Source organism: Bradyrhizobium sp. LeoB3 (assembly GCF_055456055.1).
The window spans coordinates 56068-78404 of sequence record NZ_JBVBEF010000035.1 but is presented as its reverse complement, the minus strand read 5'-3'; the positions used below and the strand labels follow the sequence as shown (position 1 = coordinate 78404).

Genomic DNA, 22337 nt, shown 5'->3' with positions numbered 1-22337 from the left:
GCGAGCGACGGCGGCTCCGAGGGGATGGCTTGGCCGGACCCCATGATCAATTTTGCTGAACTTGACGCACAGAACTGCCGGGTGAGGGGGATCAAGTCCCACGAGAGAGCGAAAACCCCTCACCCGGATCGCATCTTGCGATGCGATCCGACCTCTCCCACAAGGGGAGAGGTGGGGCACCGTCGATGCGGCTTCAGTATGATCCAATCTCATCGGCTCATGACGATTGCAGGAACGGCGGCCAACGTGATCGGCGCCTACCCTTACTGCGCGAGCGCGTTGTACTTCGCGAGTGACGCCTTCAGGTCCGCCATGGCGGCATCCGCGTCGACGCCGGTCTTCTTGACGCTGTCGGCCCAGGTCTTGACCAGCGGCTCGGCCGCCTTCTTCCACAGTGCGGTCTGCTCCGGCGTCAGCGTGTAGACCTCGTGGCCGGACTCGGCTTTCACCTTGTCGATGCCGGCGTCCTCGAACTTGCCCCAGTGCTCGCCGACGATGCCGGCCATTTCGGTCGAGCAGTTCTTGTCGATGGCGGCCTTCTGGCGATCGGACATCGCGTTGTACTTGTCCTTGTTGATGACGAAGACGAAGGTCGTGACATAGAGCGGCGCCTCCATGTCATACTTCGTCACCTTGTCGATGCCGAACAACACCAGCGAGCCCCAGGGAAAGGTGACGCCGTCGGCAACGCCGCGCTCGATGATGTCGCGCACTTCAGGCGCTGAGGACTGCACATTGGTGCCGCCGAGCGAGGTGACGAAGTTGGCCATGGTGGCATGGGCTGGGCGGATCTTCAGGCCTTTGACGTCCTCGGGCACGACGATCTTCTTGGTGCGCGAATGGAACGAAGACGGCGAATGGACGAAGGCGAGGCAATATTTGACGTCCTTCATCTCCTTCTCGGCATATTTGCGGTACCAGGCATCCAGCCCCATCGAGCCACCCTTGGCGTCCGAGATCAGGAACGGCAGTTCGCCGGCGCCGACGATCGGGAAGCGGCCGGGCTGGTAGCCTGGATTGACATAGGTGACATCGGCGATGCCGTCGCGCGCCATGTCGTAATGGTCGAAGGCCTTGCCGAGCTGCTGGGCCGGGAACACCTTGCCCTTGATGGTGCCGCCGGAATCCCTTTCCACCGCCGCGGCCCAGTCCTCCAGCGACTTTTGCAGCGGATGGGAGGCCGGCACCCAATGCGAGATCTTCAGGTCGAACGTCTTCTCCTGCCCGAACGCAGGCGTCACGCTGGCGGCCAGCAGCAACGCCAGAACCGTCTTCCTCATCGGCATCCTCTCCCTCTTTGCGGGCCTTTGGTGGCCCTTTGCGATTATTGTTATATGATATAATCACCATTGCAAGCTGACGACAGCGGCCGGCCAGCGGGTATAAGCTGTGGCCTACGGTATCGGGAGGAGCAAAAATTGCGGTCAAAGGTAGCAATCATAGGCGCAGGTCCGGCAGGATTGTTGCTTGGGCAACTACTTCACGCCTATGGCATCGACAATGTGATCCTGGAACGGCAGACGCCGGACTACGTGCTGGGACGGATCCGCGCCGGCCTGTTGGAAGAGGGCACGGTCGGCCTGCTCGACCAAGTCGGCGCAGGCGAGCGCGCCCATCGCGAGGGGCTGATTCATCACGGATTGGAACTCGCCTTCGGCGGCGACCGGCATCGCATCGACATGCACGCGGCGACCGGCAAGACGGTCATGATCTACGGACAGACCGAGGTGACGCTCGACCTGATGAACGCGCGGCAGAAGGCCGGGCTCACCACCATCTATCAGGCCGCCGATGTCCAGCCGCATGATTTCGACACCGACCATCCGCGCGTCTCTTACGTGAAGGATGGCAAAGCAGGCGAGATCATCTGCGACTTCATCGCGGGCTGCGACGGTTTCCACGGCGTCAGCCGCGCCAGCGTGCCGGCTTCCGCCATCAAGACCTATGAGCGGGTGTATCCGTTCGGCTGGCTCGGCATCCTCTCGGAGACCCCTCCGGTTTCGCACGAGCTGATCTACAACAACCATGAGCGCGGCTTTGCGCTGTGCACGATGCGCTCGATGCACCGCAGCCGCTATTACGTGCAGTGTCCGCTCGACGACCATATCGACCAATGGTCCGACGAGCGGTTCTGGGACGAGCTGAAGCGGCGGCTCGACCAGAAGGCGGCGGACGAACTCGTCACCGGCCCCTCGATCGAAAAGAGCATCGCGCCGCTGCGCAGCTTCGTCGCCGAGCCGATGCGCTTCGGCCGGATGTTCCTGGCCGGCGACGCCTCGCATATCGTGCCGCCGACCGGCGCCAAGGGACTGAACCTCGCCGCCAGCGACGTGCACTACCTGTCGCAAGGCTTACGTGAATATTACGACGAGAGATCTTCCGCTGGCATCGATGGCTACTCCGCCAGAGCGCTGGCGCGGGTCTGGAAAGCGGTGCGCTTCTCCTGGTGGATGACCTCGATGCTGCACAAATTCCCCGATCAGGGCGAATTCGGTGCACGTATCCAGCTCGCCGAGATGGACTATCTCGTCAGCTCCAAGGCGGCGTCGACATCGCTGTCGGAGAATTACGTCGGCCTGCCGTTGTAGAATCGTGGAATCGTAGGGTGGGCAAAGCGCAGCGTGCCCACCTTTGCGAACGGAGTGCTGATGGTGGGCACGCTGCGCTTTGCCCACCCTACGGGACCGCGCTGACGACGGAGTGTGTTTCAAACATCCGCGCAGATGTCGTTTAAAACTTTGTATGCGGTGAAACTGTCATCGACATCGCGTTCAATGGCGCCGAGATCACCAGACATACGGGCCGACCATGAGCACCGATACTTCCGTCATTGCCGACATTCCGGAAGGCTTTGAGCCTCACTTCCGCAAGAGCCCGCTCACCGATCCCTGGGAGCCGCTTTATTCGAAGCGCACCGACAGGGCAGTGATCATGGGGCTCAGGCTCGCAAGGGCGCACACCAACTCGCGCGGTCTGATCCATGGTGGATTGATCGCTGCACTCGCCGACAACGCGATGGGCTATAGCTGCGCCCAAGTGATGGGCTGGACATCTTCGCTGGTGACGGTCTCGCTTGCGGTGGATTTCATTGGCACTGCCGAGATCGGGCAGTGGCTCGCGGTCGAGACCGACGTGATCAAGACCGGGAGCACGATCTGCTTTGCACAGAGCTTGGTGAAGGCGGACGACGTCATCATCGCGCGGGCGAGTGGGACGTTCCGGGTGATGCCGAAACGCGATGGCGCTCCGGTGAGTGGGTGATGCTGCGCCTTGCACCGTCATGGCGGGGCTTGTCCCGGGCATGACGGCGGGGTGCGCACGAGCCGTTACCCAAACCGCCAGTCGGCTGTCTCAGTCACCAGATCGACGAAGGTGCGCACCTTGGCCGAGAGCAGGCGCGAGGTCGGATAGACGATGTGGATCGGCAGCGGCGGCTGCTCGAATTTCGCCAGCACGATCCTGAGCCGCCCTGCCTTCAGCGAGGCAGCCGCTTGATAGGCGAGCACCCGCGTCAGCCCGCCGCCGGCTTCGGCGTATTGAATCGCGGCATCGGCGTTGTTCGATGAGAAGCGCGGACTCGGCGCGACGCGGACCTCCTGCCCTTCCTCGACAAAGCGCCAATCCGGCGCTGCCGACATGGCGCCGAACTGAATGGTGTCATGCGCTGATATCTCCGAGGGCCGCATCGGTTCGCCGCGGGCGCTCAGATATGCCTTCGACGCCACCACGATGCGCCGCATCTCGCCGACATGGCGGGCGACAAGCGTCGAATCCGGCAGATGCCCGATCCTGACGGCGAGATCGACGCCCTCCTCCACCAGATTGATCATGCGGTCGGACAGCCGGAGGTCGACGCCGACGTCGGGATAGCGCTTCAGATAGGCCGTCACCATGGGACTGACATGCAGGCGGCCGAAACCGGCCGGCGCCGAGATCACCAATCGCCCGGCCGGGCGTGTGCGCTCGCCCTCGACGGCCTCCTCGGCCTCTTCGAGATCGGCAAGGATGCGGCGGGCGCGCTCCAGATAGCGCGAGCCCGCATCGGTCAGGGTCACGGACCGCGTGGTCCGCTGCAACAGCCGCGCACCAAGCCGCTCCTCCAGCGCGGCGATCAGCCGGGTCACGGCCGACGGCGACAGCCCGAGCTTTCGAGCCGCAGGCGCAAACCCCTGCAGATCGGCCACGGCGACGAAGGCCTGCATAGCATCAATGCGGTCCATCGCATTATTGCATAAACCGCAACAGTGAAGTGTCAATCGCCTTGATTGTTCAACTGAGGGAACCATCCCATTTTGTCCGGTGAAAGGACGCTTTGGCGCTCCACGCCGGGAGGTTCAAATGTCAGACACTCAGATCTATCCGAGCGACGTCGCCTTCACGCCTGCGGTGAAGGCGATCCAGGCGCGCAAAGGTTCGCGCGAGGCCTATGCTCAGGCCGAACGGCGCGGCTGGCGCACCGAGATCGACGAGAACCTGGCAGCCTTCCTGGCCAACACCAACAGCTTCTATTTCGCGACCGCGTCTGCCGACGGCCAGCCCTATATCCAGCACCGCGGCGGACCGAAGGGATTCATCAAGGTCCTGGACGCCAGTACCATCGCGTTCGCCGACTTCAGCGGCAACCGGCAGTACATCACCCAAGGCAATTTGTCGGAAAATCCGAAGGCGTATATTTTCGTGATGGATTACGCGCATCGCAGACGCGTCAAGCTCTGGGGAGAAGCGCGCGTGGTCGACGACGACCCGGCGCTGACACAATCACTGATGCCCAAGGATTACAGGGCGCGTCCCGAGCAGGTGATCCTGTTCAAGATATCGGCTTGGGACACCAACTGTCCGCAGCACATCCCGCAGAAATTCGATGCCGCCGATGTCGCTGCGGCACTCGCCGCACGCGACGCACGGATCGCCGAGCTCGAAGCGGAGCTGGCTGCATTGAGGCGCCAGCCGCAGCCTGCGACATCATCTTAGGCGAACTGATCTCAGGCCGCTTCGCGCACGGGCGACCAGGCGAATTCTGGATAATATTGCCCCATCATCCGGTCGACATAGTCGGTGAGATTGCTGAACTTCTCGGTCCGCGCGCGTAGCGGCGAATCGAAAAACGGGGTCAGGATTCCCGCAAGCGCCCCGAACGCGGTGGCATCCGTGCCGCACGGCGTATCGCCCATCAAATACGGCTTGTCGCCGAGCTGCACGGAAAGCGCAATTAGCGATCGGATGGCGAGGTCGATGTCGTCGTCGGGCGCATGGCGGCCAAGGCCAGACAGGAGATAATTCTCGGCGACCCGGAATTGAGCATCCTCACGTAGTTTCTCGCGCATGTGTTCCGGCGCGCCGTCGAAGAAATGTGCCGGCCCCTTGGCAAAATTGGTTTCATCGACCCAGCGAGCGCCGATCAAAGCCCAATAGACATGGTGCTCGATCATCCGTTCGAAGGCCCAGGCCTGCGCGCGCGCCTGCAAGCTCAAGGGCGCATCGAAGTCGAAGCCGTATTTGCCTTCGATATGCGCGCGGATGAAAGTGGAATCGGCGATGGTCTCCGCTTCGTCACGGATATAGGGCAACTGCCCCTTGGGCGAACTCGGCGGCATCGCCTTCTCCTTGCAATAGGCAAGCCCGGCCATTTTCAATTGGACCTCGGTCTTGGTCACGAACGGGCTGATTTCCGGCAAGCCGAACCCCGGACCGAAGCCATGGAGAATGATCATAGAAGCCTCCCAATTTCCAAAAAACGATGCCGAGCCTAGCGGCCCCCTGCTGCCACCATGGTGTCAGCAGGGGTAAAATGGGTCGCCAAGCGAACCCGTTTCACGAGGCGGCGGCCCCGGAAAACCAGATGCTTTCCGATGGCCGTGAACAGGGCCGCGATCGAACGCAGGGCCAGTTCGATCAGCGCCCAACGGAGATCGGAGGAGACGGTGTGGATCGTGACGAGCTGTTCCAACGCAAAGGTTTGGGCTCGCCTGAACCTTTCAAGACGGCTATCGAAGCCGCCCGTATCAAGACGATTCAGCATGGACAAATTCCCTTCAGTTGAGATGTTGTCCCGTTATAACCACCCCCTGCTGCCAACATCCTGTCAGCAGCGGCGAGGCCGACCTTGAGAAAATCGACGGCCCGGAACTAGCCAAGAGACCAGGCAAAGAGACCGACTATGAGACGCGCCGACCGGCTGTTTCAGATCATCCAGGTGCTTCGGCGCACCCGCAAACCGCTGACCGCGGACGCGATCGCCGCCGAGCTCGAGACATCCAAGCGCACGATCTATCGCGACATCGCGACCCTGATCGAGCAGCGCGTGCCGATTCGCGGCGAAGCCGGCATGGGCTATATCCTGGAAAAGGGATTCGACCTGCCCCCCCTGATGCTGACACCCGACGAGATCGAGGCCTGCGTGCTCGGCGCGAGCTGGGTCACGGGCCACGCCGATCCGGCGCTGGCGCGCGCCGCACAGGATCTGATGGCCAAGATCGCCGATACGGTGCCGGAACGGTTGCGGCCGTTCGTACTCGAACCCGCAAGCCGCGCCCGCTGGGCGCGGAACCAGGAACCCGACCGCATCGACATGGTGCGGACACGCTCGCAGATCCACGACGGCAAGAAGATCACGCTCAACTATCGCGACGAACATGGCCGCGACACCGAACGCACGATCTGGCCGATCGCGGTCGGCTATCACGAGGCGGTGCGCATCCTGGCGGCGTGGTGCGAGCTGCGGAAGGATTTCCGCAGTTTCCGCACCGACCGCGTGCAGGGCGCGGTCTATCATGACGAGAAATACCCTGAAAGGCGCGACCTGTTGCGGGCGCGCTGGCGCCGCAGCCTGGTCTGGGAAGCGCCGAAGGACGTCTGATGGCGATCGAAAATGCGACCGAGAATCCCTGCCAGGGTTGCGGCGCGTGCTGCTTCTACTCGGAGAACTGGCCCCGCTTCACCACCGAGGACGACGCGGAGCTCGACTTGATCCCGCTGGAATACGTCAATGCAAGGCAATCCGGCATGCGCTGCGACGGCGACCGCTGCTCGGCGCTGTCGGGCAAGATCGGCGTGGCCACGAGCTGCGCGATCTATCCGATACGGCCCGAGGTCTGCCGCACCTGCATGCCCGGCGATGCCGAATGCGCGATGGCGCGACGCCGGCACGGACTTCCGGCGTTGGCAGTTGAATCGTAGCCCGGATGGGGCAGGAGTCCCTCATGGTGAGGAGCGCGTCTTCGCGCGTCTCGAACCGTGAGGCCCCGATCTCGCCCGCAGCCCATCCCTCGAGACGCCGCTTTGCGGCTCCTCGGGATAAGGGAGAGTTCGTGGTCCCGTATAGGGCCTAGGCAGTCACAGTCTCCGCAACCTCTTCCTCGTCGAGATCGTCGACGATCGGCGCGAAGGTCGCGAGCGGCTTAGTCGACAGCGTGATCGGCTTGCGGCCGCCATGCGAGGGCGCTGCCGAGCGGGCCGGCTGGCGGGACAGTTTATAAAGGTTGTTGCCGACGTGGCCGCCGAAATAAGCGAGCTCGCGTTCGCTGCAGCTTGCGGCGATCGCCACTGCCAGCGAATGCAGATGATGGCGGCGATAGCAGAACAGCGCCAGCATGGCCCGGACATCGGACGAGACGCTTTCGACGAGGGCCTGGAGGCCGGCAGGATTGGCGCGGTACATCTGTCCGAGCAGCTCCTCGCGGACCGGGCAAACGTCGTTCTCGAAGGCGTTGCGGCTTGAAAACATTGCAGTTCTCCCTGGTCCGGAAGATGCCGTGCAATTCTCTAACGAAGGGTTAACCACGGGTGCCAGTAGTCGTCCGGGGTGATTGCGATTTTTGAGCGAATCAGAAACGCGCACGTCATTCCGGAGCGATGCGAAGCATCGAGCCCGGGAATCCATTTCTCGGCCTGCGCGTGCGGCGTAATGGATTCTCGCGCGGAGCCCGCCCCGGAATGACGGAGAGAATTGGGCTCAGTTCGCGGCCATAAAGATCGCAAGGCCGAAGCCGGTCAGGTGATGCAGCGCCTGATCGACGCCGATCAGTGACCAGAACCAGGGGTGCTCGGTCGTGACGCCGAAGGTCGAGGTGGTGATTCCCTTGGCGCGATCCACCGCAAGGTGGATGAAGAAATCGATGAAGGCGACGAACCAGAATCTCGGCGCGATCACCAGGATCACGAGCAGCGAGGTCGCGAGGTGCACGAGACAATGCGCAAACAAGGGCAGCGCCCAGCCGGTCTTCTGATCCTTGCCGATCGCCATCCAGGAAGTCTGCAGAAAGAAGTCCGCCACGATGTGCTTGGCGGTCAGCAGCAGCATCCATCCTACCAGTGCAGCAACCGGGACCGACGACGACATGGATGGAAACGACAAAGCTGACGCCCTTCGCTGCGACTGATGGAAAATGATGGAGAGAAACCGGACCTGGGCGTCAGCGCAACTTTTTCTTAAACCCGCAATATTCAAAACTTGCGGCCATTTATGGCATCTCCCGCGCCCGAATGCACCTCTGGGTCCTCCGAAATTCATATGGTGTGGCCCTACGGCGATAGTGCTGCGGCATCGTCGCGCAGGCCACAAAGGTTAACAGTCGACGGCGATCCGTAGTCGGGACAAAGCCGGACATCGTTCAGCCGCGCGGCATCGCCCGCCCAATACGATCGCAACCGCCTGAACGCGATGGAGTTGGGTTGGAACAAAAAATACAGCAAAATCAAATAGATATATGTTTCACAAACAGAGCAGGTGAAACGGGCATTTCAAGAAGATTGCGAACCGCGACTGGCGTCGCGGCGCGACGATCGGCTGCCGGGCCAGAGCGTCACCCCTCCCGCTCCAGGCGTCGGCAAGCGTCAAGCGATCACCGACCGGGCGGCATCACTCGGTGGCGTCGAGCTGACGGCCTTCGCGCTCCATATGCAGATAGTTGGCGTTGAACAGGCCGGCATTCATCAGGCGCCGAAGATCCGGCACGACAAGCGTCCTGCCTTTCAATACGATCAGATTCGCCGAACGCAATTCCTGCAGGGTGCGGTTGACATGCACCTTGGACAGCCCGCTGGCGTCGGCGAGATCGGCCTGCGTCAGGGGGAAGTCGCAACCGTCGCCGTTGGTGAGACCGGCAAGGCGTAGGCGGAAGAAGAGCTCGCACAAAAGATGCGCCATGCGCTCCAGGGCCGTGCGCTGACCCAGGTTCAACGTCCATTCGCGCTGGATCGCGGCATCAACCAGGCTTTCCCACCAGAGCGCCGTCACGATGCGCGGATATCCGACGCTGATCTCCTCGAAGAAATCGCGCGACAGGTCGGCGATGGTGCAGTCCGTGATCGAGCCGATCGAATGGTCCATCTCGCGCAGGATGAAGACGTTGAGATCGCAGCTATCGCCCGGCAGGAAAAAGGACACCACCTGCCGTCGCCCATCCTCCAACTGCTTGTAGCGGCATGCCCAGCCGGCAACGACCAATTGCACGTCCTTGGGCCTCTCGCCCTCGCGCACGATATCGACCCTGGGACCGAACTTGCGCAGCCGTTCCGATGCCGCGCGGGTGAGGTACGCGCGATCGGCCGACGACAGCCGCACAAACTGCTCAAGCTTACGAACGAGTGGACTCAAAGGAACAGTCTCCCCGCTAATAAGTCGAGTAAGGATAGGACCGTTTTCAATAACCTATGTTATTCCCTCTCAAGTAGCCAATCATATATCATACTCTATCAGGTTGTAGCTAGTGACGCCTAAAATGCGAGTTTCTTCAATGACCCCAGCACATGTTAATGCGCGGGCGGAACCCTCTCCGTGACAATCGCTGTTGGTGCAGTCGGGGAAAAGTGATGCAGGAATACCGGGCCTATCTGTTGGGAAGCGACGGCCACATTCGGAAGCAAATGGAGCTGGAAAGCGAGACCGACGACGAGGCTGTCGCCAGGGCACGCCAGCACTTCAATGGCGGGACGGTCGAGGTCTGGCAGGGGGTGCGCATCGTCGCCAAACTTGACGATGGCTCCCGAGATGGCTCCCGATAAGTGGACCCCTTCGTGTCAGGCCGTCGCCACGCGCAGCCTCGCAAGAAAGCCATGCGCGTCCTTCTATCCCGTCGGCGCGTCGCCGCTGTCGTCGGGGCCCATGCCCGACCCCGGCGTCTTGTTGTCGTCGGTGAGCTTGGGATCGCGGGTCGCCTCCTTCGAGACCGAATGCTTCGGATCCGTCTTGTGAACGGTCTGAGCGCGACGCTTGTCGGCAGGCTGCTCCTCGCCCTTGTTGTCCCTGACGATACCCTGATCCGAACGCGTCATCGGCTGCTTCCCTGATATCTCGACGGCCCCGACGATCTCTTTCGCCGGGGCCTGTCATCGGAGTGCTTCCGCCATCCTCCGGGGACGGATAGCGGAAGCAACAGGCTTACGCCCGACTGCTGCAAACGTTCCAGTCGCCGGAGATTTGCATCTTTGGTTTGATCGGCTTTCATAGGTTAAGGACGCTGTCGAGGCGTCAGACTAGCTTCGCTTCCAGATCGGAGGCGGCATGAAGAAGAAGCGAAACAGATCGCGGCCGACCGAGCCATTCGAGGTCCGTTTAGAGAAATTCGCCCGCGATGCTCGCGCCGCTGCGCGCCGGTTGCCGCTTGGCCGCGAGCGCGATGCGTTAATGAAGAAAGCCCGGCAGACCGAGAATGTCCTCGATGTCAGCGCCATGCTGAGCGTCCGCCATGTCGATGCGACCAATGAGAGGTGAGATCAGGGAGGGGCAAATGATCGAGAGCAAATTTGATTCGAAGACCTTGGCAATCATGAACGCCGCCTTGGATCGGATCTGTGAGCAAACGCAGCATGGCGAACGGCACTCGGTTCGCAAGAGAATCGCGAGACGAATCATCAGATCCGCCGAGGGCGGCAAGACCACGCTGACGGAACTGATCGCCGCGGGCAAGCGGTCGCTCAGCAATCTGGCTCCCGCCGCGAAATAACGGCTTTCGCAGGAACACAACCCGCCTGCCGGTTCTTGTTACCCAAACAAGAAAGGCAGCAACCATGCGAGTGGCGATCATCCTTGCCTTGCTCGCGATTCTGGCGGCCGTTGGCGTCTTCGCCTATGAGGGACTCACAATGCCGGGTGCCGCGATGCCCGGCCAAGGCTATGCAGCCATGGCGATCGGCATCGTGTTCTCCGTTGTCATCGGCGTCGGCCTGATGGCACTCCTGTTCTACTCGAGCCGCCGCGGCTATGACGAACCGCCGAAACTGTCCTCGCGCGAGGACGGCCCGCGATAAAGCATGATCCGGAAAAGTGGGCACCGGTTTTCCGAAAGAGATCATGCTCAGATAAATCGAACGATCACCCGGCTGCTGCGCTGGCTTCGGCAGGCAGACGGGCCCGGATTTCCGCGATCTTGCGCTTCAGCGCCGCCTGGCGCGGATCGGGCATCGCTGCCGCGCGTGCCTCCGCAATGGCCCCGGCGAGATCAGGCAGGGCGAGCACACCATCGAAGGTCGGCTTGGCGAGGTCGTCGATGATCGTGTGCCAGTCGGCGAGCCCGTGGCGGTAGCTCGCGCCGTAGCCTTCGATCATCGTCGCCGTCCGGATGACAGCGAGGGCTGCCGCGGGCTGTTTGGCCAGGCTGCGGTTGATCATATGCAGCCAGCGCTCCACCCAGACCCGCTCCTTGGCGTAGCGAATCGAGAACAGGCGCCAGCGCTTGAGGCCGGCCTCAAGCTTCAGGCGGCGGATGCTGAAGCGGTTCTTGGTGGAGAAGCGGACTTTGACCGTCCTTCGTGCCCAGCCCAGCCGCTCCAGGATATCGAGCACCGGCTCGGCGATCGCCGCAGGCAGAGCGTCAACCAGTTCGTCGAACCGGAATCTCCTGATATCCACCGATCCGGCCTGCGCACCCTTGTCGCCGAGCTCGAGCAGTTTCAATTGCGCGATCCGGATCGGATCCTCATAGGCCATGCGCTGCATCATCAACTGCGCGATCTCGGCAAGCATCGCTTCGTCGACGTCGTGCCTACCGACGAAGCGCCGCAAGCGGTCGACATAGAGCTGCGCATAGCCGGCGCTCTGATAGTCGATCAGCAGGTGGATGGCATCGCTCGCGACGGCTGCGACGCTCTCCGGCAATCCCTCGGGAAGCACTGGCTGCGTGTCGTCATCGTCGCCGAGGAAATCGGCGAACAGATAACGCAACGAGGACAGGATGCCATCGTCCGCCACGGTTGCACTCTCGCTCGTCATGCCGGCTTCGGCTCTACCGCCGCCACCTGCTGGGCCAGCCGCTGCTCCAGCGTATCGATATTCTGGAACAGCCGCGCACTGGCAAGCCTGAGGAAGTAGAAGCCGAAGGCCGGGTTCTGCACATAGAGCTGCTCGACCTGGTCGTAGCTCACCGAAAGGATGACGCCGCCCTGGACGCATTCCAGCGTCTGCGTGCGGACGTTGGACGGCGACAGCATGCCAAGCTCGCCGACAATGGCGCCGACCGGCAGCTCGATGCCGGACTCGACCAGGCGGAAGCGGCCGCTGACGATGTAGAACATGCTGTCGGCCTTCTCGTCCTTGTAGAACAGGACTTCGCCGGCGCTGCACTTGCGCTCGGTCATGAACGGCTTCAGCCATTCCATCGAGAGATCGCTGTTGACGGACTTCCTGACGTCGCGGACGAGCTGCAGCATCTGGTGCAGGCGATAGGTATTGACCAGCAGCATGACCACCTGGACCAGAATGACCAGATAATTATGGATCGGAATGGCTGTGATGATCAGGACAATGTTTGCGAGAATGCCGAAAACGCGCAAGGGAATCATTGTCCGCATCGTGGTGGTCGCGATCACGAAGATCGACGCGAACAACGTGCCGGCAGTCCCTGCGTGCTGAACAAGATGTGAGGTATCCATAGGAAACCAACCAATTTCTAAGCAGTGAATGTCGCCGCGATTTCTTAAATCCGGGGCCGCCCCGCACGGCAGCCTCTCCCTGATATACGGGAAATGTCGCTCTTTTGTTCGCGAATCTCACGACTTTGTCAGGCAAATCAGGTGCCGGCCAGGGCGCCTGGCATGCCCAGACGGGTGAGACCGAGGCGGAATGCAGCCATTTGCCAGTCGTCGTTGACGGGCTGGGCAAGGAAAGGCACCTTCCGGCAACCGGTGTGGATTACCACGTCCGCGAAGCAGCCAACAGGCCCGGCCTTGCCGAGACGACCGACGCCAAACCGGCGCGAGCTGGAGAACCAACAATGGAGCAAACCATGTCTGACGCGGCCGAGACCGCAACCCCGCCGCAGCTCGAGATTTCGGGCCCTCGCGCCACCATCCGCCTCAACCGTCCCAAGCACATGAACCGGCTGCAGGCGGAAGATCTGGTCGAGCTGGTGCGACTGTTCGACCGCGTCGAGGCCGATCCCGCCGTCCGCGTGCTGGTGCTGACCGGCACCGGCCGGGCCTTTTCCGCCGGCTACGATCTCAATTCGGTGGCGGCCCGCGCCGGTGCTGGCAGCGACGAGCCGAGCTCCGGTTCCGCGTTCGAGGGCGTGGCCAACCGGCTCGAAGATCTGCGGGTGCCCACGATCTGCCGGCTCAACGGCGGCGTCTATGGCGGCTCGACCGATCTGGCGCTTGCCTGCGACTTCCGCATCGGCGTCGACACCGCGGAGATGTTCATGCCGGCCGCAAAGCTCGGCCTGCATTATTACCCGAGCGGTATCAGGCGTTATGTGTCGCGGCTCGGCGTCAACAATGCCAAGATGCTGTTTCTGACCGGGCAGAAGATCAGCGCGGTGGAGATGCTGCGGATCGGCTATCTCACCGCCATGGTGCCCGAGGGCGAGCTGGACCATGAGGTCGACCGGCTCGCGAGCCTGCTGGCCGCCAACGCGCCTCGCGCGATGGCCGGCATGAAGCGCGCCATCAATGAATTCGCTCACGGCGAGTTCGACAAGGAAGCCGCCGACACCCGTCATCGCGAGAGCCTGCGCGGGACCGAGATCAAGGAAGGCATCAAGGCGCGCGCGGAGAAACGGCCGGCGAAGTTCTGAGCGTGGGCGCGCTGGTGCCGGCAAACGTCAGTGGCACGGATTGCGCAACCAGCCGGTCGAGGTCAGCGACTGGGGCGGCCGCACTTGGGTCCGCTGCACTTGGATCCGCTGCGCAGCTCTTTCACCGGATTCGCCCGGAGAAGGAGGTTAACCAAGTTTTAGCGCTAGCCATGTCGATGATCCGGCTGGGGCATCTGTGAACACCGAGGGAGAAGGTTCCTCCATGCTCAGAAACGGTACCTATGCAGCGTGGTTCAACACCTCGCTGGGCCAAGGCACCGGCATCGCCCATGTCGAAGACGGCAGGATCTGGGGTCATGACAGCATCACGACCTATAGCGGCTCCTGCGAAATCGACGGGGACCGCTTCACCGCCATCCTATCGATCAGAAGGCACACCGAAGGACATGCAACCGTCTTCGGCCCCGATGACCTTACGCTTCGGCTTGAAGGAACGTGCGCCGACAAATTGGGTCGTTACACAGCGACCGCGGAGCAGGTGCCGGGAGTGATCCTTGAAGGGACCCTAATTCTGAGCGAACCACAGCTGCCTGCACCGGAGCCGATCGGGCCGACACCAAAATTCGACCCTGACAAGCTACCGAAACCACCGACGCGCACCCGCTGATCGGTCGCGGGTTAAACGAGCCACGTCGAGATCACGGACTACTCATCCAGGAACGTCACGGCATCTGCGACGGTCGCCCTTGAGGTCCGATAGCTGTTCACCTTGTGGCTGTGATCGGCATAGCCGAAGGAGATGCCGCAGACGACGCGCCGGTCGTCGGGCAGGTTGAAGTGACGACGGATCAAGCCGGAATGGCGCGCCAACGCCGCCTGCGGGATGGTGCCGAGCCCAAGCGCTTGGGCGGCCAGCATGAAATTAGAGACATAGGCGCCGCAATCGATCGCGCCGTAAATGCCGAGCGGCTCGTTGGTGTGGATAACAGCGACATGCGGCGCGCCGAAGAAATTGTAGTTCTCCAGCGCCTGTTTTGCATACGCCGCCTTGTCGCCACGCGCGATGCCCAGCGTGTTGTAGAGCTGGAAGCCGCTTTCGCGGCGGCGCTCGAGATAGACCCCGACATATTCGCGCGGCGGCGTGAAGTCATGGTCGTCCTTGGCACCGGATGCCGCCTCGGCATAGATCGATTTGCGGAACCGTTCCTTGGCCTCGCCGCTCGCGATCAGGACCTGCCAGGGCTGGCTGTTGCACCAGGACGCGGTGCGCTGCGCCACGTTGAGCACATGCTCGATGATCTCCCGCGGCACTTCGCGCGGCAGGAAGGCGCGAACGGAGTAGCGCTCGTTGAGGAGCTCTTCGAGCACGCCGATGCGATCTTCCGTCGTGTAACGCGGGCTTGGCGTTTTCGCATCCATGGTCAGCGTCCTTTGGTTGGGATCTTGTTGAACGGCACGTCCTTGTCGACGCGGATATCACCGGGCAGACCGAGCACGCGTTCGGCGATGATGTTGCGCAAAATTTCATCGGTGCCGCCGGCGATCCGCATCGACGGTGAAGTGAGCAGCATCTGCTGGAACTGGCCGCTTGCCACTTCCTCCGAAGCGCCCGTGAGCGCGCCGGCGGCGCCTTCCAGGTCCATCGCGTAAGTCGCGATGTCCTGCAGCATGGTGCCCGCGACGAGCTTGCCGATCGAGTTCTCCGGTCCCGGCCGCTCGCCCTTGGAGAGCGAAGAGATCGCGCGGTGGCTGGTGTATTTCAGTCCGCTTGCCTTCACGGCCCAGCTCGCGAGCTTCGAGCGCACGGCGGGATCGTCGATCGCAAGCCCGTCCTCCGTCATCAAATTCGAGCAGAACTCGAACATTTCCGGAAAGCCGGTCGCAAGCCGCGCGCCGATCGACATACGCTCGTTCATCAAGGTGGTCAGCGAGACGTTCCAGCCGTCGCCGACCGCGCCAAGCCGCTGGCTGTCCGGGATCACGACGTCGGTGAAATAGACCTCGTTGAACTCCTGCATGCTATTGGCCTGCTTGATCGGGCGGACGTCGACGCCTTTGCTCTTCATGTCCAGGAAGAACATGGTGAGGCCCTTGTGCTTTGGCACGTTGGGATCGGTGCGCGTGATCAAAAGCCCGTAATCGGAATAGTGCGCGCCCGAGGTCCAGATCTTCTGGCCGTTGATGATCCAGTTGTCGCCCTGCTTTTCCGCGCGCGTGCGCAGCCCTGCGACGTCAGAGCCGCCGGCCGGCTCGGAGAAGAGCTGGCACCAGATCTCTTCGCCCGAAGCGAGCTTCGGCAGATAGCGGCGCTTATGCTCCTCGCTGCCATAGGCCATCACGGTTGGGCCGCACATGCCCTCGCCGATCTGGAACGGCTGGGTCAATTTGCCGTAGATGCCCTCTTCCTGCTGCCAGATCACCTTCTCGATCGGCGAAGCACCGCGGCCGCCATATTCCTTCGGCCAGTGCAGGCAGGCCCAGCCGGCCTCTGCCTTCTTCTTCTGCCAGGCCTTGCCGACGTCGACGATCTCGGCCTTCTCCAGCCGGATACGGCCGAGCGACGACCTTGACAGCTCCGCCTCATACTCCTTGGGCGCGTTGGCCTCGACCCATTTGCGCGCCTCGGCGCGGAAGGCGGCTTCCTCCGGGGTGTCGTCGAAGTTCATGGCGGATCTCTCAATCTCTATTCTTGTTCTCTATCAACCCTCATGGTGAGGAGGCGCGCAGCGCCGTCTCGAACCATGAGGCCCCAGGCGGGCCTGCATCCTTCGAGACGCCCGCTCCGCGGGCTCCTCAGGATGAGGGTCTAGGACCTTCCCTTCGTCGGTATCTGGTTGAACGGCACGTCCTTGTCGACCCTGATATCACCTGGCAATCCCAATACCCGTTCGGCGATGATGTTGCGCATGATCTCGTCGGTGCCGCCCTCGACGCGGGTGCCGGGCGCGCGCAGCAGCATCGCCTGGAACTTGCCGGCGAGTTCCGCATCCGTCCCGCTCAGCACGCCGGCGGCGCCCTGCAGGTCGAGCGCGTACATCGCGACTTCCTGGATCATCGATCCCGCCACCAATTTACCGATGGAATTCTCCGGGCCCGGTCGCTCGCCCTTCGACAGGGCCGAGATCGCGCGCATGCTGGTGTATTTCAACCCGCTCGCCTTCACCGCATAGTTTGCAAGCCTTGAACGAACACTGCGATCTTCGATCGCGGGGCCGTCCTCCAGCATCAAGCTGTTGCAGAACTCGAACAATTCCGGGAAACCGGTCGAGACGCCGGCGCCGATCGACATGCGCTCATTCATCAGCGTGGTCAGCGAGACATTCCAGCCGTCATTGACTTCGCCGAGCCGCTGATGATCGGGGATCCTGACGTCGGTGAAATAGACCTCGTTGAAGTCGGATTGCCCGCTCGCCTGCTTGATCGGCCTGACTTCGACGCCCGGGCTCTTCATGTCCAGGAAGAACATCGTCAGGCCCTTGTGCTTGGGCACGGTCGGATCGGTGCGGGTCAGCAGGATGCCGTAGTCGGAATAATGCGCGCCCGACGTCCAGATCTTCTGGCCGTTGATGATCCACTCGTCGCCCTTCTTCTCCGCACGGGTACGAAGCCCCGCGACGTCGGACCCGCCTGCGGGCTCGGAGAAGAGCTGGCACCAGATCTTTTCGCCCGAGGCCAGCGGCGGCAGATAGTGGCGCTTATGCTCCTCGCGGGCGAACGCCATCATGGTCGGGCCGCACATGCCGTGGCCGATGATGAACATCGCGCTGAGCCTGCCGAACGGACCCTCCTCCTGCTGCCAGATCACGCGCTCGATCGGCGAGGCGCCACGGCCGCCATATTCCTTCGGCCAGTGCAGACAGGCCCAGCCGGCATCCGCCTTCTTCTTCTGCCAGGCCTTTGCGACCTCGAGGATGTTGGCATTCTTGAGCTGGACGCGGCCGAGCGAGGATTTGCGCAGCTCTTCCTCATATTGCTTCGGCGCGTTCGCCGCGATCCAGGCTCTCGCCTCGGCGCGGAACGCGGCTTCCTGCGGGGTGTCGTCGAAATTCATGTTCTAAAATCCTCGGCCGTGTTTCGTAGCGTCGTAGGATGGGTAGAGCGCAGCGAAACCCATCATTTGCCGCCACTGGTTTGATGGGTTTCGCTTCGCTCTGCCCATCCTACGGTCTTACAACTTAGGCCGCCGCGTTCTTCTTGCGCATGCGGTCGATCAGGGCGTCCTCCCAATAACAGAGGCTGCCGAGGCCGAGCGCGGTGGCATTGGCGCGGCGGTAGTACATGTGGCAGTCGAACTCCCAGGTGAAACCCATGCCGCCATGGACCTGGATGTTGTTCTTGGCGCAGTGCTGGAACGCCTGCGTCGCGCTGATCCGCGCCGCGGCGGCCGCTTCCGGCAACTCCGCGGCGTTGGTCGAGAGCGCCCAGGCGCCGTAGTAGCAATTGGAACGCGCCAGCGTCGCCGAGACATACATGTCGGCGAGGATGTGCTTGACCGCCTGGAACGAGCCGATCGGCCGGCCGAAGGCGATGCGATCGAGCGCGTAATCACGCCCCATCTCCAGCGCGCGGTCGGCGCCGCCGACCTGCTCGAAGGCCAGCAGCACCGCCGCGCGGTCGAGCACTTGCGTGATGATGCCCCAGCCTTCGCCGGTGGCGCCGAGCGGCTCGGCCTTGGCGTTGGTGAAAGTGAGCTCCGCCTGGCCGCGGGTCGGATCGAGATTGGTCAATTCCTTGACCTCGACGCCGCTCCCCTTGAGATCGACGAGGAACAGCGAGATATCGGCATCACGTCCGGTCGAGCCGGTGCGCGCGGCCACCACGGCGAAATCGGCGATGGCGCCGTCCGGCACCGGCTTCTTGGTGCCGTTGAGCGCTGCGCCCGCCGCGGTGAGCTTGATCGCCTTCGGCGACGGATTGCCCTTGCCCTCGAACAGCGCCAGCGTGCCGACGGCTTCGCCTGCGGCGATCTTCGGCAGCCATTTCTGCTTCTGCGCATCGCTGCCGGCGAGCATCAAGGCTTCGGCCGCCAGATACACGGTCGAAGAGAACGGCACCGGCGCCAGCGCCCGGCCCATCTCCTCCGCGATCACGCAGAGCTCAAGATGACCCGCGCCGGCGCCGCCGAACTGTTCGGGGATCGCGACGCCGAGAAAGCCCATCTCGGCGAGGCCCTTCCAGAGTTCCTTGTCGTAGGCGGCCTTGCCATCGAGCACCGCGCGCACCGCTTTCGGCGGACATCGCTCGCTAAGGAATTTCCGCGCCTCGTCGCGCATCTGCTTCTGTTCGTCGGAGAAATCGAAATTCATGGCGTTTCACTCGGGTTGATGATGCGTAGCCAAGGAACTGTCATTCCGGGGCGCGCGAAGCGCGAACCCGGAATCCATCGGGCCACGCGCGCAAGCGGAGAAATGGATTCCGGGTTCGCCGCTGCGCGGCGCCCCGGAATGACGAGTGGCGAGAGTTGATTTTCATTGCAGCACGATCACATCTGCGTCGGGTGTGTCGGCATAGAGCTTTTCCACCAGCGCCGTGCGGCGTTCGAGGCCGGCGCGCTGGTTGATGTAGCCCTTGTCGGTGAGTTCGTTGCCGTCGATCGAAGGCGGCTCGACCATCAGCATCGCGCGCGAGATGCGCCGGCTGCTGGCGCCGGCGACGGACGCATTGTGCGCCTCCAGCCCGCGCCTGAAACAGGCGATCACCTCGGGATGCTTCACAGCGTCTTCGAAGGTAGCGTTGGGATCGCCGATGAGCTGCCGGCAGGCATGAAGATTGGGCCAGGCGAGCAGGCCGATGAAGGGGCGATCCTGCCCGGCCACCAGCGCGTCGTGCACGACAGGCGTTGCCGCCGCGATCGCATCGGTGCGGAGCGAGCCGACATGCACGAAGGTGCCGGTCGTGAGCTTGAAATCCTCGACTACGCGACCGGCGAAGATGATGCCCTGCACGGGATCCTCGGGGTCGACGAACACGCCGGCATCGCCGATGCAGTAGAAGCCTTCTTCGTCGAACACCGATCTGGTGAGTTCGGGTTGGCCGAAATAGCCGGGCGTGACGTTGACGCCGCGCAGACGCAACTCATATTTCGCGCCGCACGGCACCATCTTCAGTTCAACGCCGGGGAACGGCAGTCCGATCAGGCCGACGCGCTCGGTGTCCCAATAAGTGCCGGTCGAGGTCGGCGCGGTCTCGGTCGATCCCCAGCCGGTATAGAACACGATGCGCTCGCCGGTGGAGCGCACCGCCAGCGCCTGCATGCGATCGTAGAGATCATCAGGCAGTCGCGCACCGCCATAGGCCATCACCGAGAGATTCCGGAAGAAGCTGCGGCACAGCACGTCGTCCTTTTCCATCGCGGATGCCAGCGCGGCATAGCCGGCGGGGACGTTGGCGTAATAGGTCGGCGAGATCTCGCGCAGGTTACGGATGGTCTCGTCGAACTGGCCCGGCATCGGCCGGCCGTCGTCGATATAGAGCGTGCCGCCATCGATCAGCACCGGGTTGAACAGCGAATTACCGCCCATGGTGTGATTCCAGGGCATCCAGTCCAGAAAAGTCGCGAGCGGACCATTGGGATCGCGCGGCCGCACCTGCATCATCATCGCGGCATTGGCGCACATCATCTCCTGGGTGTTGATGACGGCCTTGGGCATGCCGGTCGAGCCCGAGGTGAACAATAGCTTGCCCACGGTCTGTGGCGTGATCTGCGCGATCGACGCTTCGACATCGTCCGTCACCGGCGTTGCCGCCAGCTCGGCGAAACTGACGCTCTTGATGCCATCGCAAGGGCGAGCGACGTGAACGACGGTGACGCCATCAAGATCAAGCGCGCGCAGCGCCTTCTCGAAGGTGGGGCCATCCTGCACCATGATCACGGCCGGCTTGACCAGGTCGAACAAATATTTGAGCTTGAGATGATCCTGGCTCATCAGCGAATAGGCTGGCGACACAGGCGCCGCCGGCAGCCGCGCCTGCATCGCCGCCTGTGTCATCAGCGCGTGCTCGATTGAATTGCCTGATAGGATCGTGACCGGACGTCCGGCATCGAGCTTCAGATTGAGCAGGCCTTGCGTGAGCGCATCCACCGTGCGCTTGGCCTCGGCGTAGGACAGGTTGCGCCATTGCCGCTCGGGGCCGGTGCGCTGGGCGAGCCAGGTCCGCTCCGGTGCCTGCTTCGCCCATTTCGCGAGCGAAGCTGGAATATGCTTCTCGTAGGGGCTGAGCGGAATGCGCGACTTCAGAACGATCGCGCCGTCGTCTCGACGCTCGATCGCGATGTCGCGCGGCAGCCATTCGATCTTGCGAAAGCCCGGCTTTTCCAGCACCGCGGCTGCACTCCCACTCATTTTGCGTCTCCCGGAATTTCTTGTCCTTTGCGGATCTTTGTTGCTATCGCCTGATATACACAGGCTTTCGTTTTTCGAGAAAGGCCCTGATACCTTCCGCAAAATCTTCCGAACGGCTGCACAGGACCTGGTTGCGGTCCTCCATCGCGATGACAGCTTCCAGCGATCCGGCATCGACGCTCATGTTGAGGCATTCCTTCGAGAGCCGCAGGCCCACGGGCGACGCCGTCAGCATCGCCTCGATATAAGGCTCGGCGGCCGCATCAAGCCTGCCCTCTTCCACCACCTCGGAGACAAGGCCGACCGCGAGCGCGCGCTCCGCACCAATGAAGCGGCCGGTGAGGATCAGTTCGGACGCAACGGAGACACCGACGAGGCGCGGCAGGAAATAGCTGGTGCCGATATCGCAGCCACCAAGGCCGAGCTTGACGAAAGCGCAATTCATTCGCGCCGATCTGGTCGCGATGCGGATATCGGAAGCGAGCGCCAGCGCGAAGCCGCCGCCGGCGGCCGCGCCCTGGATCAGCGCAATGATCGGCTGCGGACAACGCCGCATCAGCATCACGATGTCAGCGATGCGCCGCTGCGAGTCCAGCGACTCGGTGACCCCAGGCGGCTCCTGCTGCCCGGCGCGACGCCGCATCGCATGCTTGAGGTCAAGGCCGGCGCAGAAATTCTCACCCGCGCCTTTCAGCACCACGACACGCGTGTCGCGGTTGCGCTGCAGGCCCTGGAAGTAGACATTCAGCGCATCGATCAGCGAGGGATCGAGCGCGTTCAGGCTCTCGGGGCGATTGAGCGTCACCCGATCGACGCCGTCGTGATGTTCGATCAGAAGCGGTTGCGACACGCTTAACTCCTGCTTCACCCGAACGCGATGCCAGTTACTGCGCCCTCTCCCCTTGTGGGAGAGGGCTACGCCGGCACCAGCCGTGCATTCGATACGGTGAGCGGTTGCCAGCCGGAGAACCCCTCATCCGTCGCGGATTTCATCCGCGCCACCTTCTCCCACAAGGGGAGAAGGGAA

27 protein-coding genes are annotated in these 22337 nt (G+C 62.7%); 11 read left to right on the top strand and 16 right to left on the bottom strand.

Annotation, left to right across the window (positions count from 1 at the left end; all coding sequences use genetic code 11):
* Positions 1-263: 263 nt before the first annotated feature.
* A complete protein-coding gene (locus ACZXDY_RS22505; protein WP_028166763.1) occupies positions 264-1280 on the bottom strand; it encodes a TRAP transporter substrate-binding protein in 1017 nt (338 codons plus the stop codon).
* 138 nt (positions 1281-1418) lie between these two features.
* Between ACZXDY_RS22505 and pobA the strand changes: the two genes are divergently transcribed.
* Both pobA and ACZXDY_RS22495 read left to right on the top strand, forming a co-directional pair.
* The gene (gene pobA, locus ACZXDY_RS22500) at positions 1419-2588 is read left to right on the top strand and encodes a 4-hydroxybenzoate 3-monooxygenase (protein ID WP_464346995.1); all 1170 of its coding nucleotides are present in this window, start codon (positions 1419-1421) and stop codon (positions 2586-2588) included.
* Positions 2589-2808: 220 nt separating this feature from the next.
* A complete protein-coding gene (locus ACZXDY_RS22495; RefSeq protein WP_464346994.1) occupies positions 2809-3261 on the top strand; it encodes a PaaI family thioesterase in 453 nt (150 codons plus the stop codon).
* Between the two features lie 65 nt (positions 3262-3326).
* Here the strand turns inward: ACZXDY_RS22495 and ACZXDY_RS22490 are convergent, their stop codons facing one another.
* Positions 3327-4220: a LysR family transcriptional regulator gene (locus tag ACZXDY_RS22490; RefSeq protein ID WP_464346993.1), complete on the bottom strand. Its 894-nt coding sequence runs from the start codon at positions 4218-4220 to the stop codon at positions 3327-3329.
* Between the two features lie 118 nt (positions 4221-4338).
* Here ACZXDY_RS22490 and ACZXDY_RS22485 point away from each other — a divergent pair, with 118 nt between their 5' ends.
* A complete protein-coding gene (locus ACZXDY_RS22485) occupies positions 4339-4971 on the top strand; it encodes a pyridoxamine 5'-phosphate oxidase family protein (protein WP_464346992.1) in 633 nt (210 codons plus the stop codon).
* Positions 4972-4982: 11 nt separating this feature from the next.
* Here ACZXDY_RS22485 and ACZXDY_RS22480 read toward each other — a convergent pair whose 3' ends face one another.
* Positions 4983-5711, bottom strand: coding sequence for a glutathione S-transferase family protein (locus ACZXDY_RS22480; protein ID WP_464346991.1), 729 nt, complete (start codon positions 5709-5711; stop codon positions 4983-4985).
* 35 nt (positions 5712-5746) lie between these two features.
* Positions 5747-6019 (bottom strand): hypothetical protein, encoded by a 273-nt coding sequence (locus tag ACZXDY_RS22475; RefSeq protein WP_035691433.1) that lies wholly within the window; start codon positions 6017-6019, stop codon positions 5747-5749.
* A 138-nt stretch (positions 6020-6157) separates the two neighbouring features.
* On the opposite strand from ACZXDY_RS22475, the gene ACZXDY_RS22470 reads away from it, so the two are divergent.
* Positions 6158-6856 carry a helix-turn-helix transcriptional regulator gene (locus tag ACZXDY_RS22470; RefSeq protein ID WP_464346990.1) on the top strand — a complete coding sequence of 233 codons (699 nt, stop codon included), beginning with the start codon at positions 6158-6160 and terminating at the stop codon, positions 6854-6856.
* On the top strand, positions 6856-7176 hold the full coding sequence (locus ACZXDY_RS22465; RefSeq protein WP_464346989.1) for a YkgJ family cysteine cluster protein: 321 nt from the start codon (positions 6856-6858) through the stop codon (positions 7174-7176). The genes ACZXDY_RS22470 and ACZXDY_RS22465 overlap by 1 nt, the downstream gene beginning before the upstream one ends.
* Positions 7177-7324: 148 nt before the next feature.
* On the opposite strand, the gene ACZXDY_RS22460 is transcribed toward ACZXDY_RS22465, so the two are convergent.
* The 3 genes from ACZXDY_RS22460 to ACZXDY_RS22450 all read right to left on the bottom strand — a co-directional run bounded on the left by ACZXDY_RS22460 (position 7325) and on the right by ACZXDY_RS22450 (position 9595).
* On the bottom strand, positions 7325-7723 hold the full coding sequence (locus tag ACZXDY_RS22460; protein WP_130226632.1) for a hypothetical protein: 399 nt from the start codon (positions 7721-7723) through the stop codon (positions 7325-7327).
* A gap of 228 nt (positions 7724-7951) precedes the next feature.
* The gene (locus tag ACZXDY_RS22455) at positions 7952-8299 is read right to left on the bottom strand and encodes a DUF3307 domain-containing protein (protein ID WP_051397039.1); all 348 of its coding nucleotides are present in this window, start codon (positions 8297-8299) and stop codon (positions 7952-7954) included.
* 558 nt (positions 8300-8857) lie between these two features.
* Positions 8858-9595, bottom strand: coding sequence for a Crp/Fnr family transcriptional regulator (locus ACZXDY_RS22450; RefSeq protein ID WP_028166773.1), 738 nt, complete (start codon positions 9593-9595; stop codon positions 8858-8860).
* A gap of 215 nt (positions 9596-9810) precedes the next feature.
* Between ACZXDY_RS22450 and ACZXDY_RS22445 the strand changes: the two genes are divergently transcribed.
* Complete coding sequence (locus ACZXDY_RS22445) at positions 9811-10002, top strand: hypothetical protein (protein ID WP_464346988.1); 192 nt, start codon at positions 9811-9813, stop codon at positions 10000-10002.
* Between the two features lie 63 nt (positions 10003-10065).
* On the opposite strand, the gene ACZXDY_RS22440 is transcribed toward ACZXDY_RS22445, so the two are convergent.
* Positions 10066-10272, bottom strand: coding sequence for a hypothetical protein (locus ACZXDY_RS22440; protein WP_028166775.1), 207 nt, complete (start codon positions 10270-10272; stop codon positions 10066-10068).
* Positions 10273-10501: 229 nt separating this feature from the next.
* On the opposite strand from ACZXDY_RS22440, the gene ACZXDY_RS22435 reads away from it, so the two are divergent.
* The 3 genes from ACZXDY_RS22435 to ACZXDY_RS22425 all read left to right on the top strand — a co-directional run bounded on the left by ACZXDY_RS22435 (position 10502) and on the right by ACZXDY_RS22425 (position 11247).
* Positions 10502-10711: a hypothetical protein gene (locus ACZXDY_RS22435; RefSeq protein ID WP_028166776.1), complete on the top strand. Its 210-nt coding sequence runs from the start codon at positions 10502-10504 to the stop codon at positions 10709-10711.
* 16 nt (positions 10712-10727) lie between these two features.
* Complete coding sequence (locus ACZXDY_RS22430) at positions 10728-10943, top strand: hypothetical protein (protein ID WP_028166777.1); 216 nt, start codon at positions 10728-10730, stop codon at positions 10941-10943.
* A 64-nt stretch (positions 10944-11007) separates the two neighbouring features.
* Entirely contained in the window at positions 11008-11247 is a 240-nt protein-coding gene (locus ACZXDY_RS22425) for a hypothetical protein (RefSeq protein WP_130226635.1), read from the top strand.
* A 64-nt stretch (positions 11248-11311) separates the two neighbouring features.
* Here the strand turns inward: ACZXDY_RS22425 and ACZXDY_RS22420 are convergent, their stop codons facing one another.
* On the bottom strand, positions 11312-12208 hold the full coding sequence (locus tag ACZXDY_RS22420; protein ID WP_464346987.1) for a DUF6537 domain-containing protein: 897 nt from the start codon (positions 12206-12208) through the stop codon (positions 11312-11314).
* Complete coding sequence (locus ACZXDY_RS22415; protein ID WP_028166780.1) at positions 12205-12867, bottom strand: Crp/Fnr family transcriptional regulator; 663 nt, start codon at positions 12865-12867, stop codon at positions 12205-12207. The genes ACZXDY_RS22420 and ACZXDY_RS22415 overlap by 4 nt, the downstream gene beginning before the upstream one ends.
* Positions 12868-13220: 353 nt before the next feature.
* On the opposite strand from ACZXDY_RS22415, the gene ACZXDY_RS22410 reads away from it, so the two are divergent.
* On the top strand, positions 13221-14006 hold the full coding sequence (locus ACZXDY_RS22410) for an enoyl-CoA hydratase/isomerase family protein (RefSeq protein WP_464346986.1): 786 nt from the start codon (positions 13221-13223) through the stop codon (positions 14004-14006).
* Between the two features lie 223 nt (positions 14007-14229).
* Positions 14230-14634, top strand: coding sequence for a hypothetical protein (locus tag ACZXDY_RS22405; RefSeq protein ID WP_464346985.1), 405 nt, complete (start codon positions 14230-14232; stop codon positions 14632-14634).
* Positions 14635-14672: 38 nt separating this feature from the next.
* Here ACZXDY_RS22405 and ACZXDY_RS22400 read toward each other — a convergent pair whose 3' ends face one another.
* From ACZXDY_RS22400 to ACZXDY_RS22375, 6 genes are all read right to left on the bottom strand, one after another.
* Positions 14673-15386: a nitroreductase gene (locus tag ACZXDY_RS22400; RefSeq protein ID WP_051397040.1), complete on the bottom strand. Its 714-nt coding sequence runs from the start codon at positions 15384-15386 to the stop codon at positions 14673-14675.
* A 2-nt stretch (positions 15387-15388) separates the two neighbouring features.
* Positions 15389-16633, bottom strand: coding sequence for an acyl-CoA dehydrogenase (locus ACZXDY_RS22395; protein WP_464346984.1), 1245 nt, complete (start codon positions 16631-16633; stop codon positions 15389-15391).
* Positions 16634-16773: 140 nt separating this feature from the next.
* A complete protein-coding gene (locus ACZXDY_RS22390) occupies positions 16774-18018 on the bottom strand; it encodes an acyl-CoA dehydrogenase (RefSeq protein ID WP_464346983.1) in 1245 nt (414 codons plus the stop codon).
* Positions 18019-18142: 124 nt separating this feature from the next.
* Entirely contained in the window at positions 18143-19273 is a 1131-nt protein-coding gene (locus ACZXDY_RS22385; protein ID WP_464346982.1) for an acyl-CoA dehydrogenase family protein, read from the bottom strand.
* A 162-nt stretch (positions 19274-19435) separates the two neighbouring features.
* On the bottom strand, positions 19436-21310 hold the full coding sequence (locus tag ACZXDY_RS22380; RefSeq protein ID WP_464346981.1) for an AMP-binding protein: 1875 nt from the start codon (positions 21308-21310) through the stop codon (positions 19436-19438).
* A gap of 43 nt (positions 21311-21353) precedes the next feature.
* Positions 21354-22160, bottom strand: coding sequence for an enoyl-CoA hydratase/isomerase family protein (locus ACZXDY_RS22375; RefSeq protein WP_464346980.1), 807 nt, complete (start codon positions 22158-22160; stop codon positions 21354-21356).
* Positions 22161-22337: the final 177 nt, after the last annotated feature.

Excerpts from the sequence above, each read along its gene's own strand:
- ACZXDY_RS22505 (WP_028166763.1), bottom strand. The coding sequence starts at position 1,280 with ATGAGGAAGACGGTTCTGGCGTTGCTGCTGGCCGCCAGCGTGACGCCT.
- ACZXDY_RS22495 (WP_464346994.1), top strand. The coding sequence starts at position 2,809 with ATGAGCACCGATACTTCCGTCATTGCCGACATTCCGGAAGGCTTTGAG.
- ACZXDY_RS22490 (WP_464346993.1), bottom strand. The coding sequence starts at position 4,220 with ATGGACCGCATTGATGCTATGCAGGCCTTCGTCGCCGTGGCCGATCTG.
- ACZXDY_RS22485 (WP_464346992.1), top strand. The coding sequence starts at position 4,339 with ATGTCAGACACTCAGATCTATCCGAGCGACGTCGCCTTCACGCCTGCG.
- ACZXDY_RS22480 (WP_464346991.1), bottom strand. The coding sequence starts at position 5,711 with ATGATCATTCTCCATGGCTTCGGTCCGGGGTTCGGCTTGCCGGAAATC.
- ACZXDY_RS22475 (WP_035691433.1), bottom strand. The coding sequence starts at position 6,019 with ATGCTGAATCGTCTTGATACGGGCGGCTTCGATAGCCGTCTTGAAAGG.
- ACZXDY_RS22470 (WP_464346990.1), top strand. The coding sequence starts at position 6,158 with ATGAGACGCGCCGACCGGCTGTTTCAGATCATCCAGGTGCTTCGGCGC.
- ACZXDY_RS22465 (WP_464346989.1), top strand. The coding sequence starts at position 6,856 with ATGGCGATCGAAAATGCGACCGAGAATCCCTGCCAGGGTTGCGGCGCG.
- ACZXDY_RS22460 (WP_130226632.1), bottom strand. The coding sequence starts at position 7,723 with ATGTTTTCAAGCCGCAACGCCTTCGAGAACGACGTTTGCCCGGTCCGC.
- ACZXDY_RS22455 (WP_051397039.1), bottom strand. The coding sequence starts at position 8,299 with ATGCTGCTGCTGACCGCCAAGCACATCGTGGCGGACTTCTTTCTGCAG.
- ACZXDY_RS22445 (WP_464346988.1), top strand. The coding sequence starts at position 9,811 with ATGCAGGAATACCGGGCCTATCTGTTGGGAAGCGACGGCCACATTCGG.
- ACZXDY_RS22440 (WP_028166775.1), bottom strand. The coding sequence starts at position 10,272 with ATGACGCGTTCGGATCAGGGTATCGTCAGGGACAACAAGGGCGAGGAG.
- ACZXDY_RS22435 (WP_028166776.1), top strand. The coding sequence starts at position 10,502 with ATGAAGAAGAAGCGAAACAGATCGCGGCCGACCGAGCCATTCGAGGTC.
- ACZXDY_RS22430 (WP_028166777.1), top strand. The coding sequence starts at position 10,728 with ATGATCGAGAGCAAATTTGATTCGAAGACCTTGGCAATCATGAACGCC.
- ACZXDY_RS22425 (WP_130226635.1), top strand. The coding sequence starts at position 11,008 with ATGCGAGTGGCGATCATCCTTGCCTTGCTCGCGATTCTGGCGGCCGTT.
- ACZXDY_RS22420 (WP_464346987.1), bottom strand. The coding sequence starts at position 12,208 with ATGACGAGCGAGAGTGCAACCGTGGCGGACGATGGCATCCTGTCCTCG.
- ACZXDY_RS22415 (WP_028166780.1), bottom strand. The coding sequence starts at position 12,867 with ATGGATACCTCACATCTTGTTCAGCACGCAGGGACTGCCGGCACGTTG.
- ACZXDY_RS22410 (WP_464346986.1), top strand. The coding sequence starts at position 13,221 with ATGTCTGACGCGGCCGAGACCGCAACCCCGCCGCAGCTCGAGATTTCG.
- ACZXDY_RS22405 (WP_464346985.1), top strand. The coding sequence starts at position 14,230 with ATGCTCAGAAACGGTACCTATGCAGCGTGGTTCAACACCTCGCTGGGC.
- ACZXDY_RS22400 (WP_051397040.1), bottom strand. The coding sequence starts at position 15,386 with ATGGATGCGAAAACGCCAAGCCCGCGTTACACGACGGAAGATCGCATC.
- ACZXDY_RS22395 (WP_464346984.1), bottom strand. The coding sequence starts at position 16,633 with ATGAACTTCGACGACACCCCGGAGGAAGCCGCCTTCCGCGCCGAGGCG.
- ACZXDY_RS22390 (WP_464346983.1), bottom strand. The coding sequence starts at position 18,018 with ATGAATTTCGACGACACCCCGCAGGAAGCCGCGTTCCGCGCCGAGGCG.
- ACZXDY_RS22385 (WP_464346982.1), bottom strand. The coding sequence starts at position 19,273 with ATGAATTTCGATTTCTCCGACGAACAGAAGCAGATGCGCGACGAGGCG.
- ACZXDY_RS22380 (WP_464346981.1), bottom strand. The coding sequence starts at position 21,310 with ATGAGTGGGAGTGCAGCCGCGGTGCTGGAAAAGCCGGGCTTTCGCAAG.